17 protein-coding genes and 1 pseudogene are annotated in these 18,663 nt (G+C 59.5%); 8 read left to right on the top strand and 10 right to left on the bottom strand.

Annotation, left to right across the window (positions count from 1 at the left end):
• Positions 1–217, bottom strand: a pseudogene (locus AC1DIS_RS27970) (Hsp20/alpha crystallin family protein); the annotation flags it as partial.
• Between the two features lie 77 nt (positions 218–294).
• Positions 295–1,788, bottom strand: coding sequence for an arginine-ornithine antiporter (gene arcD / locus AC1DIS_RS27965; protein ID WP_477744298.1), 1,494 nt, complete (start codon positions 1,786–1,788; stop codon positions 295–297).
• A gap of 292 nt (positions 1,789–2,080) precedes the next feature.
• Here arcD and AC1DIS_RS27960 point away from each other — a divergent pair, with 292 nt between their 5' ends.
• Entirely contained in the window at positions 2,081–4,363 is a 2,283-nt protein-coding gene (locus AC1DIS_RS27960) for a heavy metal translocating P-type ATPase (protein WP_477744297.1), read from the top strand.
• Between the two features lie 14 nt (positions 4,364–4,377).
• On the opposite strand, the gene fnr is transcribed toward AC1DIS_RS27960, so the two are convergent.
• From fnr to AC1DIS_RS27945, 3 genes are all read right to left on the bottom strand, one after another.
• Positions 4,378–5,124, bottom strand: a complete 747-nt coding sequence (gene fnr / locus AC1DIS_RS27955) for a fumarate/nitrate reduction transcriptional regulator Fnr (protein WP_477781222.1) — start codon at positions 5,122–5,124, stop codon at positions 4,378–4,380.
• Between the two features lie 162 nt (positions 5,125–5,286).
• Positions 5,287–5,934, bottom strand: coding sequence for a BON domain-containing protein (locus AC1DIS_RS27950; RefSeq protein WP_105346849.1), 648 nt, complete (start codon positions 5,932–5,934; stop codon positions 5,287–5,289).
• 50 nt (positions 5,935–5,984) lie between these two features.
• Positions 5,985–6,905 (bottom strand): universal stress protein, encoded by a 921-nt coding sequence (locus AC1DIS_RS27945; RefSeq protein ID WP_018928184.1) that lies wholly within the window; start codon positions 6,903–6,905, stop codon positions 5,985–5,987.
• Positions 6,906–7,165: 260 nt separating this feature from the next.
• On the opposite strand from AC1DIS_RS27945, the gene AC1DIS_RS27940 reads away from it, so the two are divergent.
• The gene (locus AC1DIS_RS27940) at positions 7,166–8,404 is read left to right on the top strand and encodes an MgtC/SapB family protein (RefSeq protein WP_138867162.1); all 1,239 of its coding nucleotides are present in this window, start codon (positions 7,166–7,168) and stop codon (positions 8,402–8,404) included.
• A 107-nt stretch (positions 8,405–8,511) separates the two neighbouring features.
• Positions 8,512–9,429, top strand: coding sequence for a universal stress protein (locus AC1DIS_RS27935; protein WP_018928182.1), 918 nt, complete (start codon positions 8,512–8,514; stop codon positions 9,427–9,429).
• 62 nt (positions 9,430–9,491) lie between these two features.
• Here AC1DIS_RS27935 and AC1DIS_RS27930 read toward each other — a convergent pair whose 3' ends face one another.
• A complete protein-coding gene (locus AC1DIS_RS27930) occupies positions 9,492–10,058 on the bottom strand; it encodes an N-acetyltransferase family protein (RefSeq protein WP_477744296.1) in 567 nt (188 codons plus the stop codon).
• Positions 10,059–10,282: 224 nt separating this feature from the next.
• On the opposite strand from AC1DIS_RS27930, the gene AC1DIS_RS27925 reads away from it, so the two are divergent.
• The 3 genes from AC1DIS_RS27925 to AC1DIS_RS27915 all read left to right on the top strand — a co-directional run bounded on the left by AC1DIS_RS27925 (position 10,283) and on the right by AC1DIS_RS27915 (position 13,691).
• Positions 10,283–11,203 (top strand): universal stress protein, encoded by a 921-nt coding sequence (locus AC1DIS_RS27925; RefSeq protein ID WP_477744295.1) that lies wholly within the window; start codon positions 10,283–10,285, stop codon positions 11,201–11,203.
• 105 nt (positions 11,204–11,308) lie between these two features.
• On the top strand, positions 11,309–12,244 hold the full coding sequence (locus AC1DIS_RS27920) for a universal stress protein (protein WP_477781221.1): 936 nt from the start codon (positions 11,309–11,311) through the stop codon (positions 12,242–12,244).
• A gap of 79 nt (positions 12,245–12,323) precedes the next feature.
• The gene (locus tag AC1DIS_RS27915) at positions 12,324–13,691 is read left to right on the top strand and encodes an MBL fold metallo-hydrolase RNA specificity domain-containing protein (protein ID WP_225602802.1); all 1,368 of its coding nucleotides are present in this window, start codon (positions 12,324–12,326) and stop codon (positions 13,689–13,691) included.
• Positions 13,692–13,760: 69 nt separating this feature from the next.
• Here the strand turns inward: AC1DIS_RS27915 and AC1DIS_RS27910 are convergent, their stop codons facing one another.
• Positions 13,761–14,657, bottom strand: a complete 897-nt coding sequence (locus AC1DIS_RS27910) for a DMT family transporter (RefSeq protein ID WP_477744293.1) — start codon at positions 14,655–14,657, stop codon at positions 13,761–13,763.
• A 90-nt stretch (positions 14,658–14,747) separates the two neighbouring features.
• On the opposite strand from AC1DIS_RS27910, the gene AC1DIS_RS27905 reads away from it, so the two are divergent.
• On the top strand, positions 14,748–16,079 hold the full coding sequence (locus AC1DIS_RS27905) for an aminotransferase-like domain-containing protein (protein ID WP_477744292.1): 1,332 nt from the start codon (positions 14,748–14,750) through the stop codon (positions 16,077–16,079).
• Between the two features lie 66 nt (positions 16,080–16,145).
• On the opposite strand, the gene AC1DIS_RS27900 is transcribed toward AC1DIS_RS27905, so the two are convergent.
• From AC1DIS_RS27900 to AC1DIS_RS27890, 3 genes are all read right to left on the bottom strand, one after another.
• Positions 16,146–16,907, bottom strand: coding sequence for a hypothetical protein (locus AC1DIS_RS27900; RefSeq protein WP_018928175.1), 762 nt, complete (start codon positions 16,905–16,907; stop codon positions 16,146–16,148).
• A 157-nt stretch (positions 16,908–17,064) separates the two neighbouring features.
• On the bottom strand, positions 17,065–17,436 hold the full coding sequence (locus tag AC1DIS_RS27895) for a hypothetical protein (RefSeq protein ID WP_018928174.1): 372 nt from the start codon (positions 17,434–17,436) through the stop codon (positions 17,065–17,067).
• Positions 17,437–17,523: 87 nt separating this feature from the next.
• The gene (locus AC1DIS_RS27890; protein ID WP_477744291.1) at positions 17,524–18,396 is read right to left on the bottom strand and encodes a DUF3885 domain-containing protein; all 873 of its coding nucleotides are present in this window, start codon (positions 18,394–18,396) and stop codon (positions 17,524–17,526) included.
• Between AC1DIS_RS27890 and AC1DIS_RS27885 the strand changes: the two genes are divergently transcribed.
• Positions 18,395–18,663 (top strand): YceI family protein (locus AC1DIS_RS27885; protein ID WP_477781220.1); only part of this gene is annotated, 269 nt, incomplete at its 3' end. The two genes, AC1DIS_RS27890 and AC1DIS_RS27885, sit on opposite strands and share 2 nt — an antisense overlap.

Here is an 18,663-nt window from a genome sequence, read left to right as displayed (position 1 = left end):
GCATGCTCTGACCGATCAATTCCCGGTCCCACAAGGGGGCGACATCGAACAGTCCACGGTTGAACAGCGACAACCCCGAGCCAAGACTGAAGTCTTCGAACAGATGGTCGACCTGTTGCCGAAGCTTTTCGAAGGGGCGCATCAGATCAGTTGTCTTTGGGCGCTGAGCGGTTTTCGCTTCGGTATGAACGGGTACTTTCTTCACGGAGTTGCTCATTTTCTTTTCTCCTCTTGGCGAATAAGGTGAACCGAAACATTGGTTTTGCGGCCCACCACGACAAAACAAGAACATCCTCACAAGGCCAGTGTTCCGGACCACAACATCCAGCCGGCGATGGCTGCCGCCACCCAGATAATGATCAACAGTCCCGTCTCGGGGCCGTTGAGCGCTTGTCCCTGACGAGCCTTCAGGGTGCCCAGGTAAATCAACGAGCCGGGGGCGTAGAGCAAAGCACTGAGCAACATGTATTTAGGCCCGGCGGCATACAGCAACCACAGGCAATACAGCGTGGCGACCGAGGCAATGGCCATGTCACGCAGTTGCAGGCCACGGTGGCCAGCGTAGGTCTGGCCCTGCAAAGTCAGTTTCAATGCGTACAAACCGCTGAACAGGTACGGCAGCAGAATCATCGAAGTGGCCAGGGAAATCAGGGTCAGGTAAGTGGCGCTCGAGTACAGCGTCAGCAGCAGGAACAGCTGTATGCAGCCGTTGGTGATCCACAGCGCATTGGCGGGCACGCCACGGGTGCTCTCCATGGCGAGCGTACCCGGCATGACCTTTTCCTTGGCCGGGGTGAATATCGATTCGGCTGCCAGCAGCGTCCAGGCGAGCAGGGCGCCACCGACTGAAATGATCAAACCGATGCTGATCAGCATCGCGCCCCACGGCCCGACAACTGCCTCAAGTACGCCCGCCATCGAAGGGTTTTTCAGGGTCGCCAGCTCCGGTTGTCCGAGAATGCCCAGCGACAACAGGGACACCGCAATCAGCAGCAACAAGGTAATGACGAAACCGATAACGGTGGCACGGCCGACATTGACGCGTTCTGCCGCTCGGGCGGAAAACACGTTGGCACCCTCGATCCCGATGAACACCCAGACGGTCACCAGCATGGTGCTTTTGACCTGATCCAGCGTGCTGCCCAGTGCGGGAGAGCCCCAGAAGTCGACCATGAAGGTTTTACGCTGGAAGGCCGCGATCACCAGCCCGATAAACAGCAGCAAGGGCACGACTTTGGCCAGTGTGGTCAGGGCGTTGGCTTTGGCCGCGGTGCGCATGCCCCGCAGGATCATCCAGTGCAATGACCAGAGCACCACGGACGCCCCGACAATCGCCGCTTTGTTGTTGCCTTCGCCAAACAGCGGGAAGAAAAAACTCAGCGCGGAAAACAGAATCACCATGTAACTGACGTTGCCGACCCAGGCGCTGATCCAATAGCCCCAGGCGGAGTTGAAGCCGAGGAACTCACCGCCCAACGCCCGGGCATAGGCAAACACGCCGTTGTCCAGGGTCGGCTGACGGCTGGACAAGGTTTGATAGACCAGTGCCAGCGACAGCATGCCGACGCCGGTGATCAGCCAGCCAATCAGGATGGCACCGGCACCCGCACTGGCGGCCATGTTTTGCGGCAGGCTGAAAATGCCGCTGCCGATCATCGAGCCGATCACCAGAGCCGTCAGCAGGCTCAGGGACAGGCGTTTAGGCTCCAGTTGTCGCCAACTGCCGGCCAGGGGTTGGGGGGCAGTCGGCGGGAGAATCGGTTGCGTGCCGTGCAGATGAGTCGCCATGTCAGGCCTCCACGAAACGAAAGAATAAGCGCTGACCGCAGATACGACGGTGTGAACGCTGACTCTAAATGTCTACGTGAACGGCCCCTGGCTGTTTGATTTAAATCAGAAAGAAAGCACACAGCGATTTTGTCCCGCGGCGGCCATTGCGCTAACGCCAGACGAGGCTTCAATTGATAGCGCGCAGCGAACATGCCGGGCATTCCAGACCTAAGCTCTACCCATGACGGCGATGAGCCGCAGGCATTTGTACAACGAGGGCTGCGCAGCGTTTCTTGAGGAACCCACATCGATGTTCAGTAAGTGGCTGGACCCGGTTTTATTGCTGCTCACCACCCTGACCCTRCTGGCCGGGGGCATTGCGCAGGTTGCTCACAAGTCTGACTGGGCCTCGATTTGCTGGGCCGCGGGCAGTCTGGTGATGGCCCTGGTGCTGCTCGTCGAGATTGTCAGGCGCCTGGCCCGGCGCGAGGCGGGTGTGGACCTGATCGCTCTGCTGTCGATTGCCGCCGCGTTGTTTTTTCAGCAGACGCTGGTGGCGGCGGTGATTGCCTTGATGCTGGCGTCGGGGCGCATCCTGGAGTTCTTCACCCAACAACGCGCCGAACGCGAACTGCGTGCGCTGGTCGACCGGGCGCCACGCGTTGCCTGGCTGCAGGAGAACGGCAATTTACGGCAGATTCCGGTCGAGCAGATCCAGCCGCATCAGACGCTGCTTGTGCGCCTGGGGGAAGTGGTACCGGTCGATGGCCGTTTACTCAGCCCCACGGCGATTCTCGACGAGTCGGCACTCACCGGCGAGTCATTGCCGGTCACCCGCCTGGAAGCAGAGCTAGTGCCCAGCGGGGTGACCAATGTCGGCGCGCCAATGCTGCTGGCCGCCACTCGAACCGCAGCGCAGAGCACCTACGCCGGGGTCGTGCGCCTGGCTGAAGCCGCACGGCGATCGCGCGCGCCTTTTGTGCGTTTGGCCGACCGTTACGCGTTGTTCTTCATACCGCTGACATTGCTGATTGCCGGCCTCGCCTGGTACCTGAGTGGCGACTCTTTGCGAGCGCTGGCGGTTATGGTGGTGGCCACGCCTTGCCCGTTGATCCTGGCCGTGCCGATTTCGATCATGTCAGGTATTTCCAGGGCAGCGCGGCGCGGGATCCTGATCAAGGACGGCGTCACCCTGGAAGCGCTGGCCGAGGTCAAGCAAGTGTTTCTCGACAAGACCGGCACGTTGACCAGCGGCCACGCCCGTTTGCAGTCGATCGAGACCAACGGAGCGCTCGATCCACAGCGTCTGCTGGGCCTGGCCGCTTCGCTGGCACAGGCCTCGACGCACCCCATCTCCCAGGCCATTGTCGAGGCGGCCTGTCAGCGTGGATTGCCGCTCAGCGTGCCGCAGGCGGTCGAGGAAAGCCCGGGCTCGGGGCTCTGCGGGTTGATTGATGGCCTGCGGGTGCGTTTCGGCACGTTGTCCTTTGTTCAGAATGAATCACCGGTTGGCGACTGGGCCGCCACCATGCTGCGTCGCATGGATTACCTGGCGTGCAGCGGCAGCTTCGTTGAAGTGGACGGGGCTCTCGCGGGCCTGCTGATCTTCTCCGACAAGCTGCGTCGGGAAACCCCGCTGACCCTGCGCCGACTGCGCAACAGAGGCATCGAGCGGATCGTCATGCTCACGGGCGATCGCGTGGAAACCGCCGAGATGATTGCACTGTCGGCCGGGATCGACGAGTTGCGTGCCGGGTTGAGTCCTGGGGACAAGGTGCGTGCGGTACAGGATGCCTGCCAGCACGCCAGCACACTGATGGTCGGTGATGGCATCAACGATGCCCCCGCCCTGGCGGCGGCCAATGTCGGGGTGGCCATGGGGGCGAGCGGTGCCACGGCGTCCGCGCAAGCAGCGGGTGTGGTGCTGCTGGTGGATCGTCTGGATCGTCTGGTCGAGGCGTTGGACATCGCCCGTCAGACCCGCCACATCGCCCGTCAAGGTGTATTGGCCGGCATGGGCATGTCGGTGCTGGCCATGGGGGTAGCCGCCTTCGGCTACTTGCCACCGCTGGTCGGTGCCGTGGTGCAGGAGGGCATCGACGTGGTGATCATCTTCAATGCCTTGCGTGCATTGGGGCCGTTACCGGGTTTGCGCCAACGCAAGCTGGCCGCCGAGCATATCGATCATCTGCAAGACGAACACGACCAGCTCGCTTCGGTACTCAGCGATCTGCATCAACTGGCAAGCGACTTCGCCCAGCGCCCACTCGAGCAAGCGCAGAGCGACTTGCTGGCGCTGGTAAAAAACCTGCAGGAATCACTGGCCCGCCATGAACGGGACGACGAAAAAAACCTGTATCCGCTGTTGACGCAAAGCCTGCCCGGCGAGGACCCCATGTCGGCGATGAGCCACGTCCACCGCGAGATCTTTCGCCTGATCCATTTGCTGGCGCGCATGAGCACGGATTTCAGTGCCGACCCTGCAACAGCTTCTGTCGATGAGATCCAGCATCAGTTGATCCGCCTGGATACCCTCGTGCGGCTGCACTTCGATCAGGAGGAAGAGTTGTTTCGTTACCTTGATAAGCGTTGAAAAGCCATACAGCGTCAGTGGAGGGCCACCGAATGGCAACCGGCGACCAGCTGCTTGAGCCCGTGCATGTTCAGCACCTTGACCTCACGACCGGCTATTTCCACCAGCTCCTGTTCCCGCAGATGGGCGATACCCCGGCAGATGGTTTCCAGGCGCAACCCCAGGTAGGAGCCTATTTCGTCGCGCCGCATCTTGAGTATGAATTCGCTGGATGAGTAGCCACGCATGCTCAAGCGTAGCGACAGGTTCAGCAGAAAGGCGGCCAGACGCTCATCCGAGTTCATGTTGCCCAACATCATCAGCAGATCGTGATCGCGGACGATTTCAYGGCTCAGAAACCTGTTCAGGTTGTGTTGCAGTGCCGGCAGCTCCCGGGCGAGTTTTTCCAGCTGAGAAAAATGGATGGGACAGACTTCACTGTCCTCCAGAGCAAATGCATTGCAGGTGTGCTCTTCGGCGCTAATGGCGTCCAGGCCGAGCATCTCGCCGGGCAACTGGAAGCCGGTGACCTGCTCGCGGCCATCGAGCGACAGCACGCTGGTCTTGAATGAGCCAATACGGATCGCATACAGCAAGTGCAAGGGATCGCCTGCGCGGTAGAGGGGGGCGCCTTTCCTGACCTTGAACCGTTGCAAAATCAGCTTGTCCAGGCGCTCGAGTTCCAGTTTGTCGAGACCAAAAGGCAGGCAAAACTCTAATACACTGCAATTGGAACAGGCAGCCTTGAGGTGTTGACCCTGAAGCAGGCGGACTTCGGTCATGTCAATGGCGCCATGGGGGTTATATATAAAGCATAGGTGTTGTGCGCCAGGGCACGGATTCCGTTCGGAAGATCGCCGGAAGCAATCGACAAACGGAGAACCGTTGGCCCGTCGCAAGTGCTTGGTATCCCGGGGAATTACAGGTTCCCCGGGCTCATTGACTCAGGCAATGCGCAGATGATCATCCACTTGCCTCACCCCCGGTACTGACCAGGCGGCACGTTCGGCGATCTTACGTTCGCGCCACAAATGAACCTTGCCTTCCAGCTTCACCACATCGCCTTCGACCTTGACGTGAATTTCCTGGGCATCGACTTCGGCATTGCGCTTGAGGGCTTCTTCGATACGACGCTGGATATCCTCCACGTTCACCTGCGGGCGAAGGGTGAGCCGATTGTCCACACCTACCACTCCCGACAGCTTGCGCACGGCCATCTCGGCGGTTTCTTTCTGGTACTGCCAGTCCACTTCGCCTTCAAGGGTGATCCACCCTTTCTGCACGATGACTTTGATGTCCTGTTCGGGAATGTCGGAGCTCCAGGTGAGGATATTCAAGGCGCGGGAGGCAATGGCGTCGTCCGCCGTGCCCGCGCTTTTCATCGGCCTGACCTGAATTTCTTCGGCCACGGCCCGTACCCCTTTTATGCTTTTTACCGCGCGTTCCGCGCTGACTTTTTGCGCGTAGCTCTTAACGTGCCCGGTGAGCGTGACGACGCCATTGTCCACGGTCACACCGATGTTGGCGGCATCGATCTCAGGCTGGAATTCAAGCTCATCCATAATGCTCTGACGCAGACTCAAGTCGTTCATGGTGATGTCCTTTGTCTGAAAGGTTGGTAGGCCAGGTGCGAAACAGCCCTCTACAGTTCCTCAGGTGAAACCACCCAGACACTGCACGGCATTTTGTACAGCAGATGCTCCACCGTGCTGCCCACCAGTCGACCCACGCCCCGGTGGCCGACCCGGCCCATGACAAGCACGTCGATGTCGTAGGCATCGGCGTATTGGGTAAGAACCTTGGTCGGGTTGCCCATGATCATGTGCTGTTGCTCTGGCGCAATACCATTGCGCTCGGCCAGTTCACGGAAGGCATCGGCCTGAGCATCAAACAGTGTCTTGGCTTTGCCTGGGGAAAACAGCGCTGAGCTACTGTCGAAATCGAACTCGTCCGCACTGAGGGATGAAAGATCGTGGGCGTAGATCACGTCGAGCTGAGCGTTACAGGTGCTGGCCAGTTTCGAGGCCTCGCGCAAAATCCTGTCGTTGAAATCCTTGTACTGGGTATTGCTATGGAAGGGATCGACCGCGGCGACGATTTTGCGCGGCAGCGCGTGCTTCACGTGGCTGACAAAATGCAGCGGTACCGGGCATTCGCGCAGCAAATGGATATCCAGGGGCGTGAACATGATGCGTGACAGCAGCGACTCGTATTCCAGTGCCTTGATCAGTACCGCCATCGGCTGTTCTTTGAGATGAATGAGGATTTCCTGCAAAGGTCGTTCAACCCAGATCACCTCCGTGGTGACGGGCACCCCGATTTTACGCAAGGGGCGGGCCTGTTCTTCGAGCCATTGCCGATGGCGCTCGACATACCCCAGCCGCATCTCCTCCAGCGCTTGTTCGTTGACCATGCTCGCCGTTGCCAGCCCTTGCAGGTAATCGAAGGCGACGATATGCAGGGCCGCGCCCGAGGCCTTGGCCAACGCAGCGGCGCGGTCGAACGCGGGGCTGTTTTCCATCAGGGGCGAGACGACCAGCATGAAGCGTGATTGCTCAGACATGACCAAACTCCCGTCAATAATCGTAGATATTCCTGTACTCACTGACACCCCTGCGTTTGGGCAGTGGTTCTCTGGATTTATATCCTGCCGCTGACCGAGGGGACGGGATTGATCTTTATCAATCTGGCGAGTGATCCAGCTTGCGGCCCGACGTGTGGCGGGGGGCGCCAGGTCCATCTATAAAACATTGACCACTATCAATCTCTCCTGCGTCATGCCGGTGCAGTCTTGGGGTTGTGGCTTACCCGGACAGGAGTCATATGAACGAAACCTTGGGCCTGACAGGGGCGGCAGCTGCGCTGGGGATCGGCATGCTCGTCGGCCTTGAACGTGAACGGCACAAGGGGCGTGGGGACAGTCGCGCCTGTGCCGGATTGCGTACGTTCGCGATCACCGCGTTGCTGGGTTATGTGGCGATGCAAATCGGTGGTGGTTTGCTGGTGGGCATCATGGCGGTTTCGGTGGCCTTGCTGGTCACTGTGGCTTACTGGCGAAGCCTGGGCACTGACCCTGGTGTCACCAGTGAAGTGGCGTTATTCACGGTATTGGCATTGGGGGCGTTGTGTAACAGCGCGCCCGAACTGGCCATCGCCATCGGCGTGGTGGTGGCGGGGCTGCTGACGTATCGCCAAAAACTGCATCATTTTGCGCGCAGCCAATTGACTGAAGGGGAGATGCGCGACGGTCTGGTGCTGTTGGTCGCCGCCCTGGTGGTGTTGCCATTGGCGCCGGATCGCTTTATCGGCCCCTATGCCGCCATCAATCTGCGCACCATTTGCACCCTGACGGTGTTGCTGATGGCCGTCGGGGCGGTCGGGCATATTGCCGTTCGTACTCTGGGTGCCCGTTACGGCTATGTGGTCAGCGCCATCGCCTCCGGGTTTGCTTCCAGCATCGCGACCATCGCCGCGATGGGGCACCTTGTCGCCAAGGAGCCAGGCAACATCAAAGTCTTGAGTGCGGCAGCGATGCTGTCCAACCTGGCGACCATCATTCAGGTCGGCCTGATCCTGGGGGCGGTCGACATCGGTCTATTGCGCTACATGTGGGGGCCGCTGTTGTTGGGTGCCGCCGCCACGGCGCTGTATGGCTTGAGCCTGATGTTGCCCAAACCTGCGAGTGGCGACAATCAGCCGGTCAAGGTCGGCGGTGCGTTCAACCTCAAGCTGGCGTTGGTCATCGCACTGACCATGACCGGCGTTACCTTTGTGTCTTCGATGGTGCTCAATCACTTTGGCGAAGTGGGCGTGATGGTCACGACGACGCTCACCGGTTTCGCCGATGCCCATTCTTCGACGGCGTCCATTGGCGCCCTGGCCAAGGCCGGACTGTTGCCGTTCGACGCCATTGCCGGGCCCACGCTGGTTGCCATCAGCAGTAACTCCCTGAGCAAATGCCTGGTGGCCTGGGTCAGCGGTGGGCGACGGTTCGCCGCGTATGTCATTCCCGGCCAGGTCTTGCTGACGTTGGCGATGTGGGTGGGCATGTTGCTGCATTAACGGGCATCCGAGCGCTGTAGCTGACAAAGATCAAGTCGCCCGAATCTGCCGCGATCACTCTAGGGTTCTACTCATTGCATCGAGATGGCCGCGTGCCGAGGTGTCCCATGTCGCAGACTCAGCGTTTACTGTTGATCGCCCCCCATTCCATGACCCGTACTCCGGCGTTCGACCGGGCCGCCGCGTTGGCCCGCGCGATGCAATCGCCGCTGCACATCGTGGCATTCGATTACTTGCAGGCCTTGGCCGTCGCCGGCCTGTTCGCCCCCGAGCAAATTGCCCAGGCCCGGGAAGGCTATTTGCAAACCCATCGGCAATGGCTTGCCGAGCAAGCCCATTTGATAAGCAAGCACGGCGTCGAGGTCACCAGCGAGGTGGTGTGGGTACAGCACCCTTACGAGGAGATCCTGCAATTCGTCAACGAGATGTCGCTGAGTCTGATCATCAAGGACGCCCAGGAAGAGTCGGCGTTGAAACGGGTGTTTTTCACTCCGCTGGACTGGCAGTTGTTGCGCGATTGCCCGGTGCCGGTGCATCTGGTGACCAACGCCCGGAACGCGCGGCCACGTAACGTGCTGGCCATCGTCGATGTGCTGCGCAGCGAAGAGCAGGACCTGGTGTTCAATGACCAGATTATCGACGCCGCCACCAAGCTGGCTGAACAGTGTGAGGCGCAGATCGAGTTGGTGCATGCGTATGACTGGACAGCCGTGTATGCCCTGGACATGGGCGTTGGCGCACTCCCGTTGGCCTCCGGTCTTTATGAAGCCATGGGCACGGCGCAACACCAGGCGTTCACGGCACTGGCCGAGCGTCACGGCGTGCCGTCGCAGCGTCGGCACTTCATCGAAGGTGCGCCAGTGCCGAGTATTTGCAAGTTCGTCGAGGACCATCACACCGATGTCATTGTGATGGGGACGGTGCAGCACTCGGGGTTGAACAAGCTATTGGGGACCACTGCCGAACAGCTCTTGCACCGAGCCCCTTGCAGTGTGCTGGCGATCAAACCCGACAGGTCGTTGTAACCCTGAACGTAGACTTGCCCCACGGCGGACCGTTGGCCGGTACGTCGTGGGGCAATCGGCTTTTATGACATATACAGACGATGGATGACCTGGCGGCTGTCGTTGGGGTCATTGTGCCGCTCGAAACCCATGGCTTTGGCCAGGTCGCGCATGGGGGTATTGCTTGCAGCATCGATCGAATACATCTGATTAAAGCCGTTTCTGCGGGCGGCCTTGATCAGATGCTCCATCAAGGCGGTGCCGAGGCCCAGATGCTGCCATTCATCGGCGACTGTCACCGCGCACTCACACTCATGTTCCGACGTGGCGGCGTAGCGGCTGATGCCGATTTCGATCAATTTGCCGTTTTCGTGAACCAGCGCAATGTAAGCCATGCGCTGTTTGTTATCGGTGTCCATCAACTGATCGAGCATGGCGGCGCCGGGCTCGTTGATCTGCGCGAGAAAACGCATGTGCCGGGACTCGGGCGACAGGCGCTTGATGAAGGCGTATTCAAGTTCGCGGTCCTTTTCCAGCAGTGGCCGGATCAGCACATGGCGGCCGTCCTTGAGCGCTTCGATCCAGTATTTTCCGGCGACTGCGGCATAGGCCGCCGCGGCCCGATCATTGTGGTCTTTGACAGTGAGCATGGATGATCCTCCATCTTGTTTGAAAGGTCGGTGCGTATTCACCCATCACGCGGTTGATTCCTTTCTACGCCACTGGCAGCCCTTGAATCTGATCTGGATCAGACACCCGTCACGAGGGCGTTCATTTGCGGGTATTTGATGTAAATCAACCTCGGGGAGGGGGCAACGGGCGCAGTCTTGGCCCATGCCGGCGGGTAAGGCCCGGTTTCGAGCGGAGGTGTGTGATGGGTCAATATCAACGTTTGTTGCTGATCGCCGACCGAACCCTGCATCAGTCTCCTGCCTTGCTCCGGGCCGTCGCGCTGGCCAAGGCGAGCGGGGCCGCGCTGGATGTGCGGGCCTTTGTCGATCCGGCACCGATTGTTCATTTATGGGAAGAAAAAATCGACGAGGCGGGGTATCAGCGTTATCTGCGCCACTGTCATCGTTGGGTGGCCGACGAGGTCGAGCGGCTCAGCGGGCAGGGCGTGGACGTAACGGTTGAAGCGGTCTTCACCACCCATCCGCTGCTGGATATTTTGAAGACAATCGAAGACCTTAAGCCCGACCTGCTGATCAAGGATGTCACCCTGGAACCGGCGCTCAAACGGGTGTTCATCACTCCGCTCGATTGCCATCTGCTGCGCGAATGCACGATCCCCGTGCACCTGGTCAATCAGATCCGTTACGGGTTGCCGCACCGGGTCGTGGCCGCCGTGGACCCGTTCGATCCTGCGACGCAAATCAGTGGCCTGAACGACACCATCATCCAGACGGCCAACGCACTGGCGCTGCAATGCGATGCACCGCTGCACCTGCTGTACGCCTACGACTTGTCGCCGGCGTTCAATGGCGATGCGCCGTTGATCGCCGGTGGCTGGGGCATGGACTTCGTCGAGGAGCTGCGCGAATCCCTGCACCGGGCGTTTATCACCCTGGCGGATCGCTACGGTGTTCCTCCCGAGCGTCGGCACTTTGTCATGGGCCTGCCGGTGCCGGTCATCAGTGAGTTTGTCGAGCAATACCTGGCGGATGTGGTGGTGATGGGCACTGTGCATCGCGTGGGGATCGACCGGTTGATTGGCAGCAACACCGAGCGGGCGTTGTACTCGGTACCGGGCAGCATTCTGGCGGTCAGGCAGCCGGGTTCGAGCGTCGCGCAGTAAGCCGATCGCTGGCCGGCCATTAGTTGATAAAAATCAGAGCCGCATGGCGAGAGCCCCCCGATACTTGAGCCACAACCTGAAGCTATCCAGATGAGGTGGGTGAGGGTGAAAATTCAACGTTTGCTATTGATTGCCCCGACCGAAATGGTCCGCACCCCGGCGTTCGATCGGGCGCGGGCCCTGGCCTGTGCAACCGGTGCGATGCTGCACATTGTCGCTTTCGATTATGTCCAGGCGCTGGCGGCGGCCGGCCTGTTTGACCACGACGCCATGGCCCAGGCGCGGGAAGGTTACTTGCAGGTACATCGTCAATGGCTGGAGCAGCAAGCCCGGTTTCAACGACGCGAAGGCGTGCAAGTGAGCACTGAAGTGGTGTGGGCCAGACCGACCCTGGCGCATCTGCTGGAGTACGTGAATGACTTCCATGCAGACTTGGTGATCAAGGACACCCACCGCGTATCAGCCCTCGATCGCGCCTTCCATCGTCCGCTGGACTGGCAGTTGCTGCGCGACTGTCCAGCGCCCTTGCACCTGGTCATCGATGCCACAAATCCCAAGCCGTTGAGCATACTGGCGACCATCGATTTGTCCCATCTGGAAGAACTGACCCAAGGGCTCAATGACCGGATTCTCGACCTGGCTTCGAGCCTGGCCGAATCTTGCGGCGCCACCTTGCACCTGCTCAATGTCAGCGGCTGGTCGGAGCTGGGGGAGGCGCAAGTGAATGTGCCGACGGCGACTCTCGATGGCAGTTTGGAAGACGCCGTCAACGATGCCCAGTTGGAGGCCTTTGAAGCGCTTGCCGAACGCTACGGAGTCGAGAAACAACGGCGCCATCTGCTGCCTGGCATCCCTCCCAAGGTCATTGCCCATTTCGCGCARCAACATGCCTTCGACATGGTGGTGCTGGGAACGACCTACCATCGCGGGATCRATATGTTCATCGGCAGTACGGCGGAAAGCGTATTGAACCGGTCGCCTTGCAGCCTGACGATCATCAAACCATTGCCGCGGCTCGACAAAGAAGATGAACCAGTGTGACCTCGATTGATAAAAATCAACTGCCCACAAGCGCAAAGGAGCGATCAATAGTGCTCCATGAATGCTCAAGGAAACGGCCATGCGAATGACATTTCTCGGTGCTGCGGGCACGGTCACGGGTAGCAAGTACTTGCTGGAACATCGCGACCAGCATGTGCTGATCGATTGCGGTCTGTTCCAGGGCTATAAACAACTGCGCTTGCACAACTGGGACCCGTTCCAGTTGCCGGTTCGCGACCTCGAAGCCATTGTGCTGACCCACGCTCATCTGGATCACAGCGGCTACCTGCCAGTGTTGGTGCGCAACGGCTATCGCGGCCCTGTATATGCCACGCCAGCCACCTGTGAATTGGTGAAAATCCTGCTGTGCGACAGCGGCCGCTTGCAGGAAGAAGAGGCCGAGTTCGCCAATCGCCATGGCTTCTCCAAACACTCTCCGGCCTTGCCGCTGTACACCGAGCAAGACGCCGAGCGGGCATTGAAATTGCTGCGGCCGGTGCAGTTGCACCACCGGGTCGACATTGTCCCGGGGATGAGCATTCTGTTGCGCGGAGCCGGGCATATTCTGGGCGCAGCGACCGTGGAGGTCGTCGCCGATGGCATGACCCTGGTGTTTTCCGGGGATTTGGGGCGGCCGAACGATCCATTGATGTTTGCCCCGGAGACAATCGAGCAGGCCGATTATCTGCTGGTGGAGTCGACCTATGGTGACCGTCGGCATCCCGACGAATCCCCGGAGGATCAACTGGCCGAGGTCATCACCCGTACCGCGCTGCGCCATGGCATCACGCTGGTGCCATCGTTCGCGGTCGGTCGCGCGCAATTGCTGATGTATCACCTGTATCGCTTGCAACAAAAACGCGCGATTCCCGACCTGCCGATCTACCTCAACAGCCCCATGGCCACCGACGTCACACGCTTGTACCAGCGCTTTCGCAGTGAACACCGGTTGTCCCTGGAAGAGTGCGAAGGCATGTGCCGTGTCACGCGTTTTGTGCGCTCAACCAGAGATTCCATCGAGCTGGACCAGCAGCGCACACCCGCGGTGATCATCGCCGCCAGCGGCATGGCCACTGGCGGGCGGGTGCTGCACCACCTCAAGGCGCTGGCGCCCAACCCGCTCAATACGCTGCTGGTGCCGGGCTTTCAGGCGGGCGGCACCCGCGGTGCGCAGATCATCGCAGGCGCCCCGTCGGTACGTATTCACGGCAAAGACGTGCCGATCCGCGCCGAAGTGGTGCCGATGGAAACCCTGTCCGCACACGCCGACTGCGATGAAATCATGCTGTGGCTGCGCGGCTTCAAGCGGCCACCGAAACACACCTATGTGGTACATGGCGAACCCAATGCCTCGGATGTATTGCGCCGGCGCATCAGCCTGGAGCTGGGCTGGTCGGTCTCGGTGCCGGAGTACCGCGACAGCGTGGAGCTGACGGGGCCTCTTTAGTGCTCTGGCCACTATAGAAAAGGGGCTCTAAAAAAGCCCCTGGCCGATTCGTTTCGCCACGCGAGCCGTCTATTTCGAGAACTTTCGTGCCCCGGCCACGCAAAGAATCACCGCCACGGTCACCCCCAGCATGGCAAGGCTGACCTGCTCATGCAGCAACGTGGCAGCCAGTGCCAAGCCGAAAAACGGCTGCAGCAACTGAAGCTGGCCGACGGCGGCAATCCCGCCCTGAGCCAGCCCGCGGTACCAGAACACAAAGCCAATCAACATGCTGAACAGCGAGACGTAAGCCAGGCTCAACCACGCAGGCGGGGTAATTGCCGAGAGCGAAGGCGGGGCCAGCAACCAGGTCAACGGCGCCATGACGGGCAGCGACAGCACCAGCGCCCAGGAAATCACCTGCCAGCCTCCCAGAGTCTTGGAAAGCTTCGCACCTTCGGCATAGCCCAACCCACACGCCAGGATCGCCAGCAACATCAGAATGTCTCCCGCAGGAGAGGCCGTCAGGCCTTGGGAGACGGCAAACCCCACCACCAGCAGGCTGCCCAGCACCGAGAAGAACCAGAACACCGGCCGGGGCCGCTCGCCGCCGCGCCAGACCCCGAACGCTGCGGTGGCGAGCGGCAACAGGCCAACGAAGACGATGGAGTGCGCAGACGTTACATATTGCAGCGCCAGTGCGGTCAACAGCGGAAACCCTAATACAACGCCCAGGGCCACGATGGCCAGGGAGAGCAGCTGATACCTGGCCGGGCGTTTTTCCTTGAACAGCAACAGCAAGCACAGCGCCACAAGGGCAGCGATACTGGCCCGGGCGACCGTCAGGAAGACCGGGTCGAACTGTAGAACGGCCACCCGTGTCGCCGGCAGCGAGCCGCTGAAGATGAGCACGCCGATGAACCCGTTGAGCCATCCGCTCGCGGTCTTTTCCGTGGTGTGCTGTTGCAGGTTCGATGTGCGTTCCATTCTGGATCCCCTTCATGCTCAGGTTGCATGGAAGGCATCGTATGGACGAAACTCAATACAATCAAAATATTGTCATGGATACATCTGCTCATGCCTCGTTCCCGCTACAAATCACTGGTGGATACGTTTGCCGCGGATATTCGCTCAGGGCGCCTGTTGCCGGGCACACGCTTGCCGACTCACCGCCAGTTGGCGACCACGGAAGGCCTGGCCCTGGTGACGGCAAGCCGGGTCTATGCGGAGCTGGAAGCCATGGGCCTGGTCAGCGGGGAGACGGGGCGGGGGACGTTCGTCAGGGAAACCTCGTGGTCGCCCAACCTGGCTATCGATCAACACAGCGTTGCCGCCGGCATGACCGACCTGAACTTCAACTATCCGGCGCTTCCCGGGCAGGCAGAACTGTTGCGCAATGCCCTGCGCCAACTCGCCTCGGCCGGTGATCTGGAAGCGTTGCTGCGCTACCAGCCTCACGCCGGGCGACCCCATGAGCGCGCCGCTGTGGCGCGCCATCTACGCGTTCGAGGGCTGACGGTCGAGGCTGAGCAAGTGCTGATCGTCACCGGCGCCCAGCAAGGGCTGGCGGTGACGATGATGGCGCTGTTGCAACCTGGTGACGTGATTGCCGCGGACGCGTTGACCTACCCGGGGTTCAAGGCCCTGGCCGACACACTGCACCTTGAAATCGTGCCCATTCCGGTGCTCGATCACGGGCCGGATCTGCAAGCGCTGGAAAGCCTGTGCCGGCATCGACGCGTGCGGGCTGTGTACACGATGCCGACCCTGCACAATCCGCTGGGCTGGGTGATGAGTGCCGAGCAAAGGGAATACCTGGTGACGATTGCGCGCCAGCATGGGTTGCTGATCATAGAAGACGCCGCTTACGCCTTCCTCGCCGAAAATCCACCCGCGCCGCTGGCGGTACTCGCCCCCGAGAGGACGATTTATGTGTCAGGGCTCTCCAAAAGCGTGGCCACTGGACTGCGCGTCGGCTTCGTCGCCGCCCCCCTGCAGAACGTGCCCGCGCTGGAACGCACAATCAAAGCGACCACCTGGAATACCCCGGGTGTGATGACGGCGATTGCCACCACCTGGCTTGACGACGGCACCGTCATGCAACTGGAAGCCGAAAAGCGCCGGGACGCGCAGGCCCGGCAAATCGTGGCCGGCGAGGTACTGGCGGGGCTGCGCTGTATTCGCCACCCCTCGTCGTATTTTCTTTGGCTGCCATTGTCGGAAGACGCACGGGCCGACCAGATCGCCATGGCGTTGATGCGGGAAAACGTCTCGGTTTCAACCGCAGAACCCTTTGCCACTTCGGCCAACGTTCCGCATGCGTTTCGCCTGGCGCTGGGCTCCGTGGAGATGGGGGCGCTTAGGGAGGCGCTGGAGAAAGTGAAGTGGGTGGTTGGGGCTTATACATAGTCTCGTTATTACCGAAGAGTATGTGCCTGCGCCGTAGTGGTCGGTAGAGAGCCTTTATTCCAACAACTAGCGCATTACAATCTCACTGAATTTGACGGTAAGCGTCTCATCATTCCCATCTCGAAACACCAACTTGATCGCTGGTGTTTTGCTGAGTTTGCTGTTGCTCTGCTGGAAGATCAGCGTAACGCGTGTAGGTACGTTGCGAATCAGCTGAAAGCGCAGCCAGGCGTTGTCCTCGACCTGGCCCACCCGGATCGACTCGAACTTCAGTGGACCGCCAGACTCGTCGAATAGCCGGGTGCCGTCGTCGAAGCGAAAGCTGCGGTCTACGTTCAGATTGGTCAGTTCAAAAGTGCAGGTGGGCAGACGGCCGATGTTCTCGCAACCCTCCAGTTCGATGCGAATGTTATCCAGCACTTCCATGCGTTTGCCGAGCAGGTTGTTGCCTTCGTTTTCGACTATTTTGGCTTGCAGTTTGGCGAACTCGAAAGAGGGCTTGGCGTATTCGGTGCCTAGGATGAAGAAGCCGAAAGACAAGCCGGCGATCATGAAAAACTGCAACGCGCCGCGGAGCATCGGCGTGAAATTACGAATCTGCCAGCCGATTGAAACGGCTCCCAGAAATATAAATGCACTCACCAGCAGGACCACGTTTTTCCAGCTGATGAAGCTGAAACCGAACACGCTCGGGTCCGGCACGGCATAGGTGATTAACGCCCACATGGCGCCCAGCACGACGCTGAGGCCTGCCATGCCGCGGGTGATCAACGAGGTGAATTTCTGAGTGCGGGTAAGCGGTATTGCTGAGTCTTGCTGGGATATCACGGTGCTGATTCCTTGTTCCGTAGCCGATCGTCCGTCCTTGAAGGTGACTGTCAGGCTGTAGCAATATAAAACCTTGAGAAATCAAGGTCAGAGCCTGGTTGTGGCAGGGGGCCATTATCCAGTAATGGCAGGCTGGGTAAAGACGTGGGAGCACCAATCACGAGTAGGTGAATGGCTCAAGAAAAATTTGCGGATCAATCCAGAGTCTTAAACCATAAGGAATGACTGAATAGCCGTCGTAGCGACCCGAGAAGGTATTAGACGCAGCGAACTCTAAAAAACGACCACGTTTATCGTTAACGACGCGTATACCCGGGCAATCGAGCATTGAGTACCGCACTATTGGGTTTGGTAGCGGAGCCGCCCACAGCTGGACTTCAACATCGCAATCAAATTGCCAAATGGTCAATTGCAGTCTGACAGCGCCCTGTTCGACGATGTACTGGTGCGAGATCCCGGACTCTCCTTCAGAAGGAGCAACCCCAAGTACGTTGAAAAGGTCAAACGGGTCCCATATCAGTGGTGGCATTGCACTTTCCTTTATCGAAGAGCAGTTCGGGTTGTTTCACGCCCCATCGAGCCCAAATTTTTTGGAGTCCAGGCGTCGTTGTCAGCGTTATCTACAATGGGGTTCCTGGACTCCGAATACCTCATCCATCACTGGTCGATCATGGGTTAGTAAAAAATGCTGATGTTTCTGATACAGCTGCGCCAGGGCAGTCCTGTTCGGTCCGACGACATCCATGCCGCGATCATCGTAGGGAAATGCCATAACCTGCAGGTTCAGGTTGAAAAAGTAGATGTCACAAAACGGGCGGGGCCGAATGTCTCCAATGTCCTTCGCCAATGCACACCATAGAAAGTTCTGAAGTAGCGACAATGGGGCATGAAAGGCGACATTTACCCAATGCTCTTCTTCATGTTCATTAAACCAATTGTCCGGATGAATGGGGTTAAGCCATCGGGAATGATTCGAGGGGATCTTGATACCGGCCGCCCGAAGCTCCGCTAGAACAGGTCGGTGTGCAAATGGATTTGCTCCGGAACGAACACGAAGACAGACAACGAGCGATCCTTCCTCGGAGAATATGTCCTCGCAAATGCACCGTGCTTTTTGAAGCGCCAGGAGAAACTGTTCAATGGCAGTTCCCTTTTCGGAAAGGCTGAATCGCAAACCTCCCGGGTAGGAATAGAACAGTGGCCGTTCGAAGGCTTTTCTTTCGTAAACCTCGTCAATTTCACGCTGTAGGTTCACTACTTTACGGTCCTTCGTAAGAGGAGTTAGTAAAAGGGAGTCGGCGGCCAAGAGCACAACTTTAGGCACATCGGGCTTTCCGGCGAGTCCAAAGACCCGTGGGGCCGGGCTTTTGAGGAGCAGGGGCTCTGCTGGGCTGGAATAACCCTCGAATATTTGCTTAAGTCCAGCTATCGCAGCCACACGGGTGCTGCACTTCAATCCCTGAAGGGCATTCCACCCGGAGAATTCCATGTCTCTTCGATTCCCGCGTTTAGCCGCATTGCTCGCCATCCTCACGATCGGCGTCTTGCCCTGTGCCCAAGCCGTTGAATACACCCGGGTCAACACCACCGCCAGCAAGATCTCCTTCACCTATAACCAGTTCGGCTCCAGGGTGTACGGCACCTTCGGCAAATTCGACGCCACGCTCGATTTCGACACGGCAAACCCCACGGCGGCCCACGCCAGGATGACCATCGACCTTGCCAGCATCGATGCCGGCAGCAGCGATGCCAATAC

The organism is Pseudomonas sp. 05N433 (genome assembly GCF_056396925.1).
This window is presented reverse-complemented; position numbering and strand designations above follow the sequence as displayed.

Bases quoted from the DNA above. Each gene is read 5' to 3' on its own strand.
- AC1DIS_RS27895 (WP_018928174.1), bottom strand. From the start codon at position 17,436: ATGCCACCACTGATATGGGACCCGTTTGACCTTTTCAACGTACTTGGG.
- AC1DIS_RS27940 (WP_138867162.1), top strand. From the start codon at position 7,166: ATGAACGAAACCTTGGGCCTGACAGGGGCGGCAGCTGCGCTGGGGATC.
- AC1DIS_RS27905 (WP_477744292.1), top strand. From the start codon at position 14,748: ATGCCTCGTTCCCGCTACAAATCACTGGTGGATACGTTTGCCGCGGAT.
- AC1DIS_RS27890 (WP_477744291.1), bottom strand. From the start codon at position 18,396: ATGGAATTCTCCGGGTGGAATGCCCTTCAGGGATTGAAGTGCAGCACC.
- AC1DIS_RS27945 (WP_018928184.1), bottom strand. From the start codon at position 6,905: ATGTCTGAGCAATCACGCTTCATGCTGGTCGTCTCGCCCCTGATGGAA.
- AC1DIS_RS27915 (WP_225602802.1), top strand. From the start codon at position 12,324: ATGCGAATGACATTTCTCGGTGCTGCGGGCACGGTCACGGGTAGCAAG.
- AC1DIS_RS27950 (WP_105346849.1), bottom strand. From the start codon at position 5,934: ATGAACGACTTGAGTCTGCGTCAGAGCATTATGGATGAGCTTGAATTC.
- AC1DIS_RS27910 (WP_477744293.1), bottom strand. From the start codon at position 14,657: ATGGAACGCACATCGAACCTGCAACAGCACACCACGGAAAAGACCGCG.
- AC1DIS_RS27930 (WP_477744296.1), bottom strand. From the start codon at position 10,058: ATGCTCACTGTCAAAGACCACAATGATCGGGCCGCGGCGGCCTATGCC.
- arcD (WP_477744298.1), bottom strand. From the start codon at position 1,788: ATGGCGACTCATCTGCACGGCACGCAACCGATTCTCCCGCCGACTGCC.
- AC1DIS_RS27925 (WP_477744295.1), top strand. From the start codon at position 10,283: ATGGGTCAATATCAACGTTTGTTGCTGATCGCCGACCGAACCCTGCAT.
- AC1DIS_RS27935 (WP_018928182.1), top strand. From the start codon at position 8,512: ATGTCGCAGACTCAGCGTTTACTGTTGATCGCCCCCCATTCCATGACC.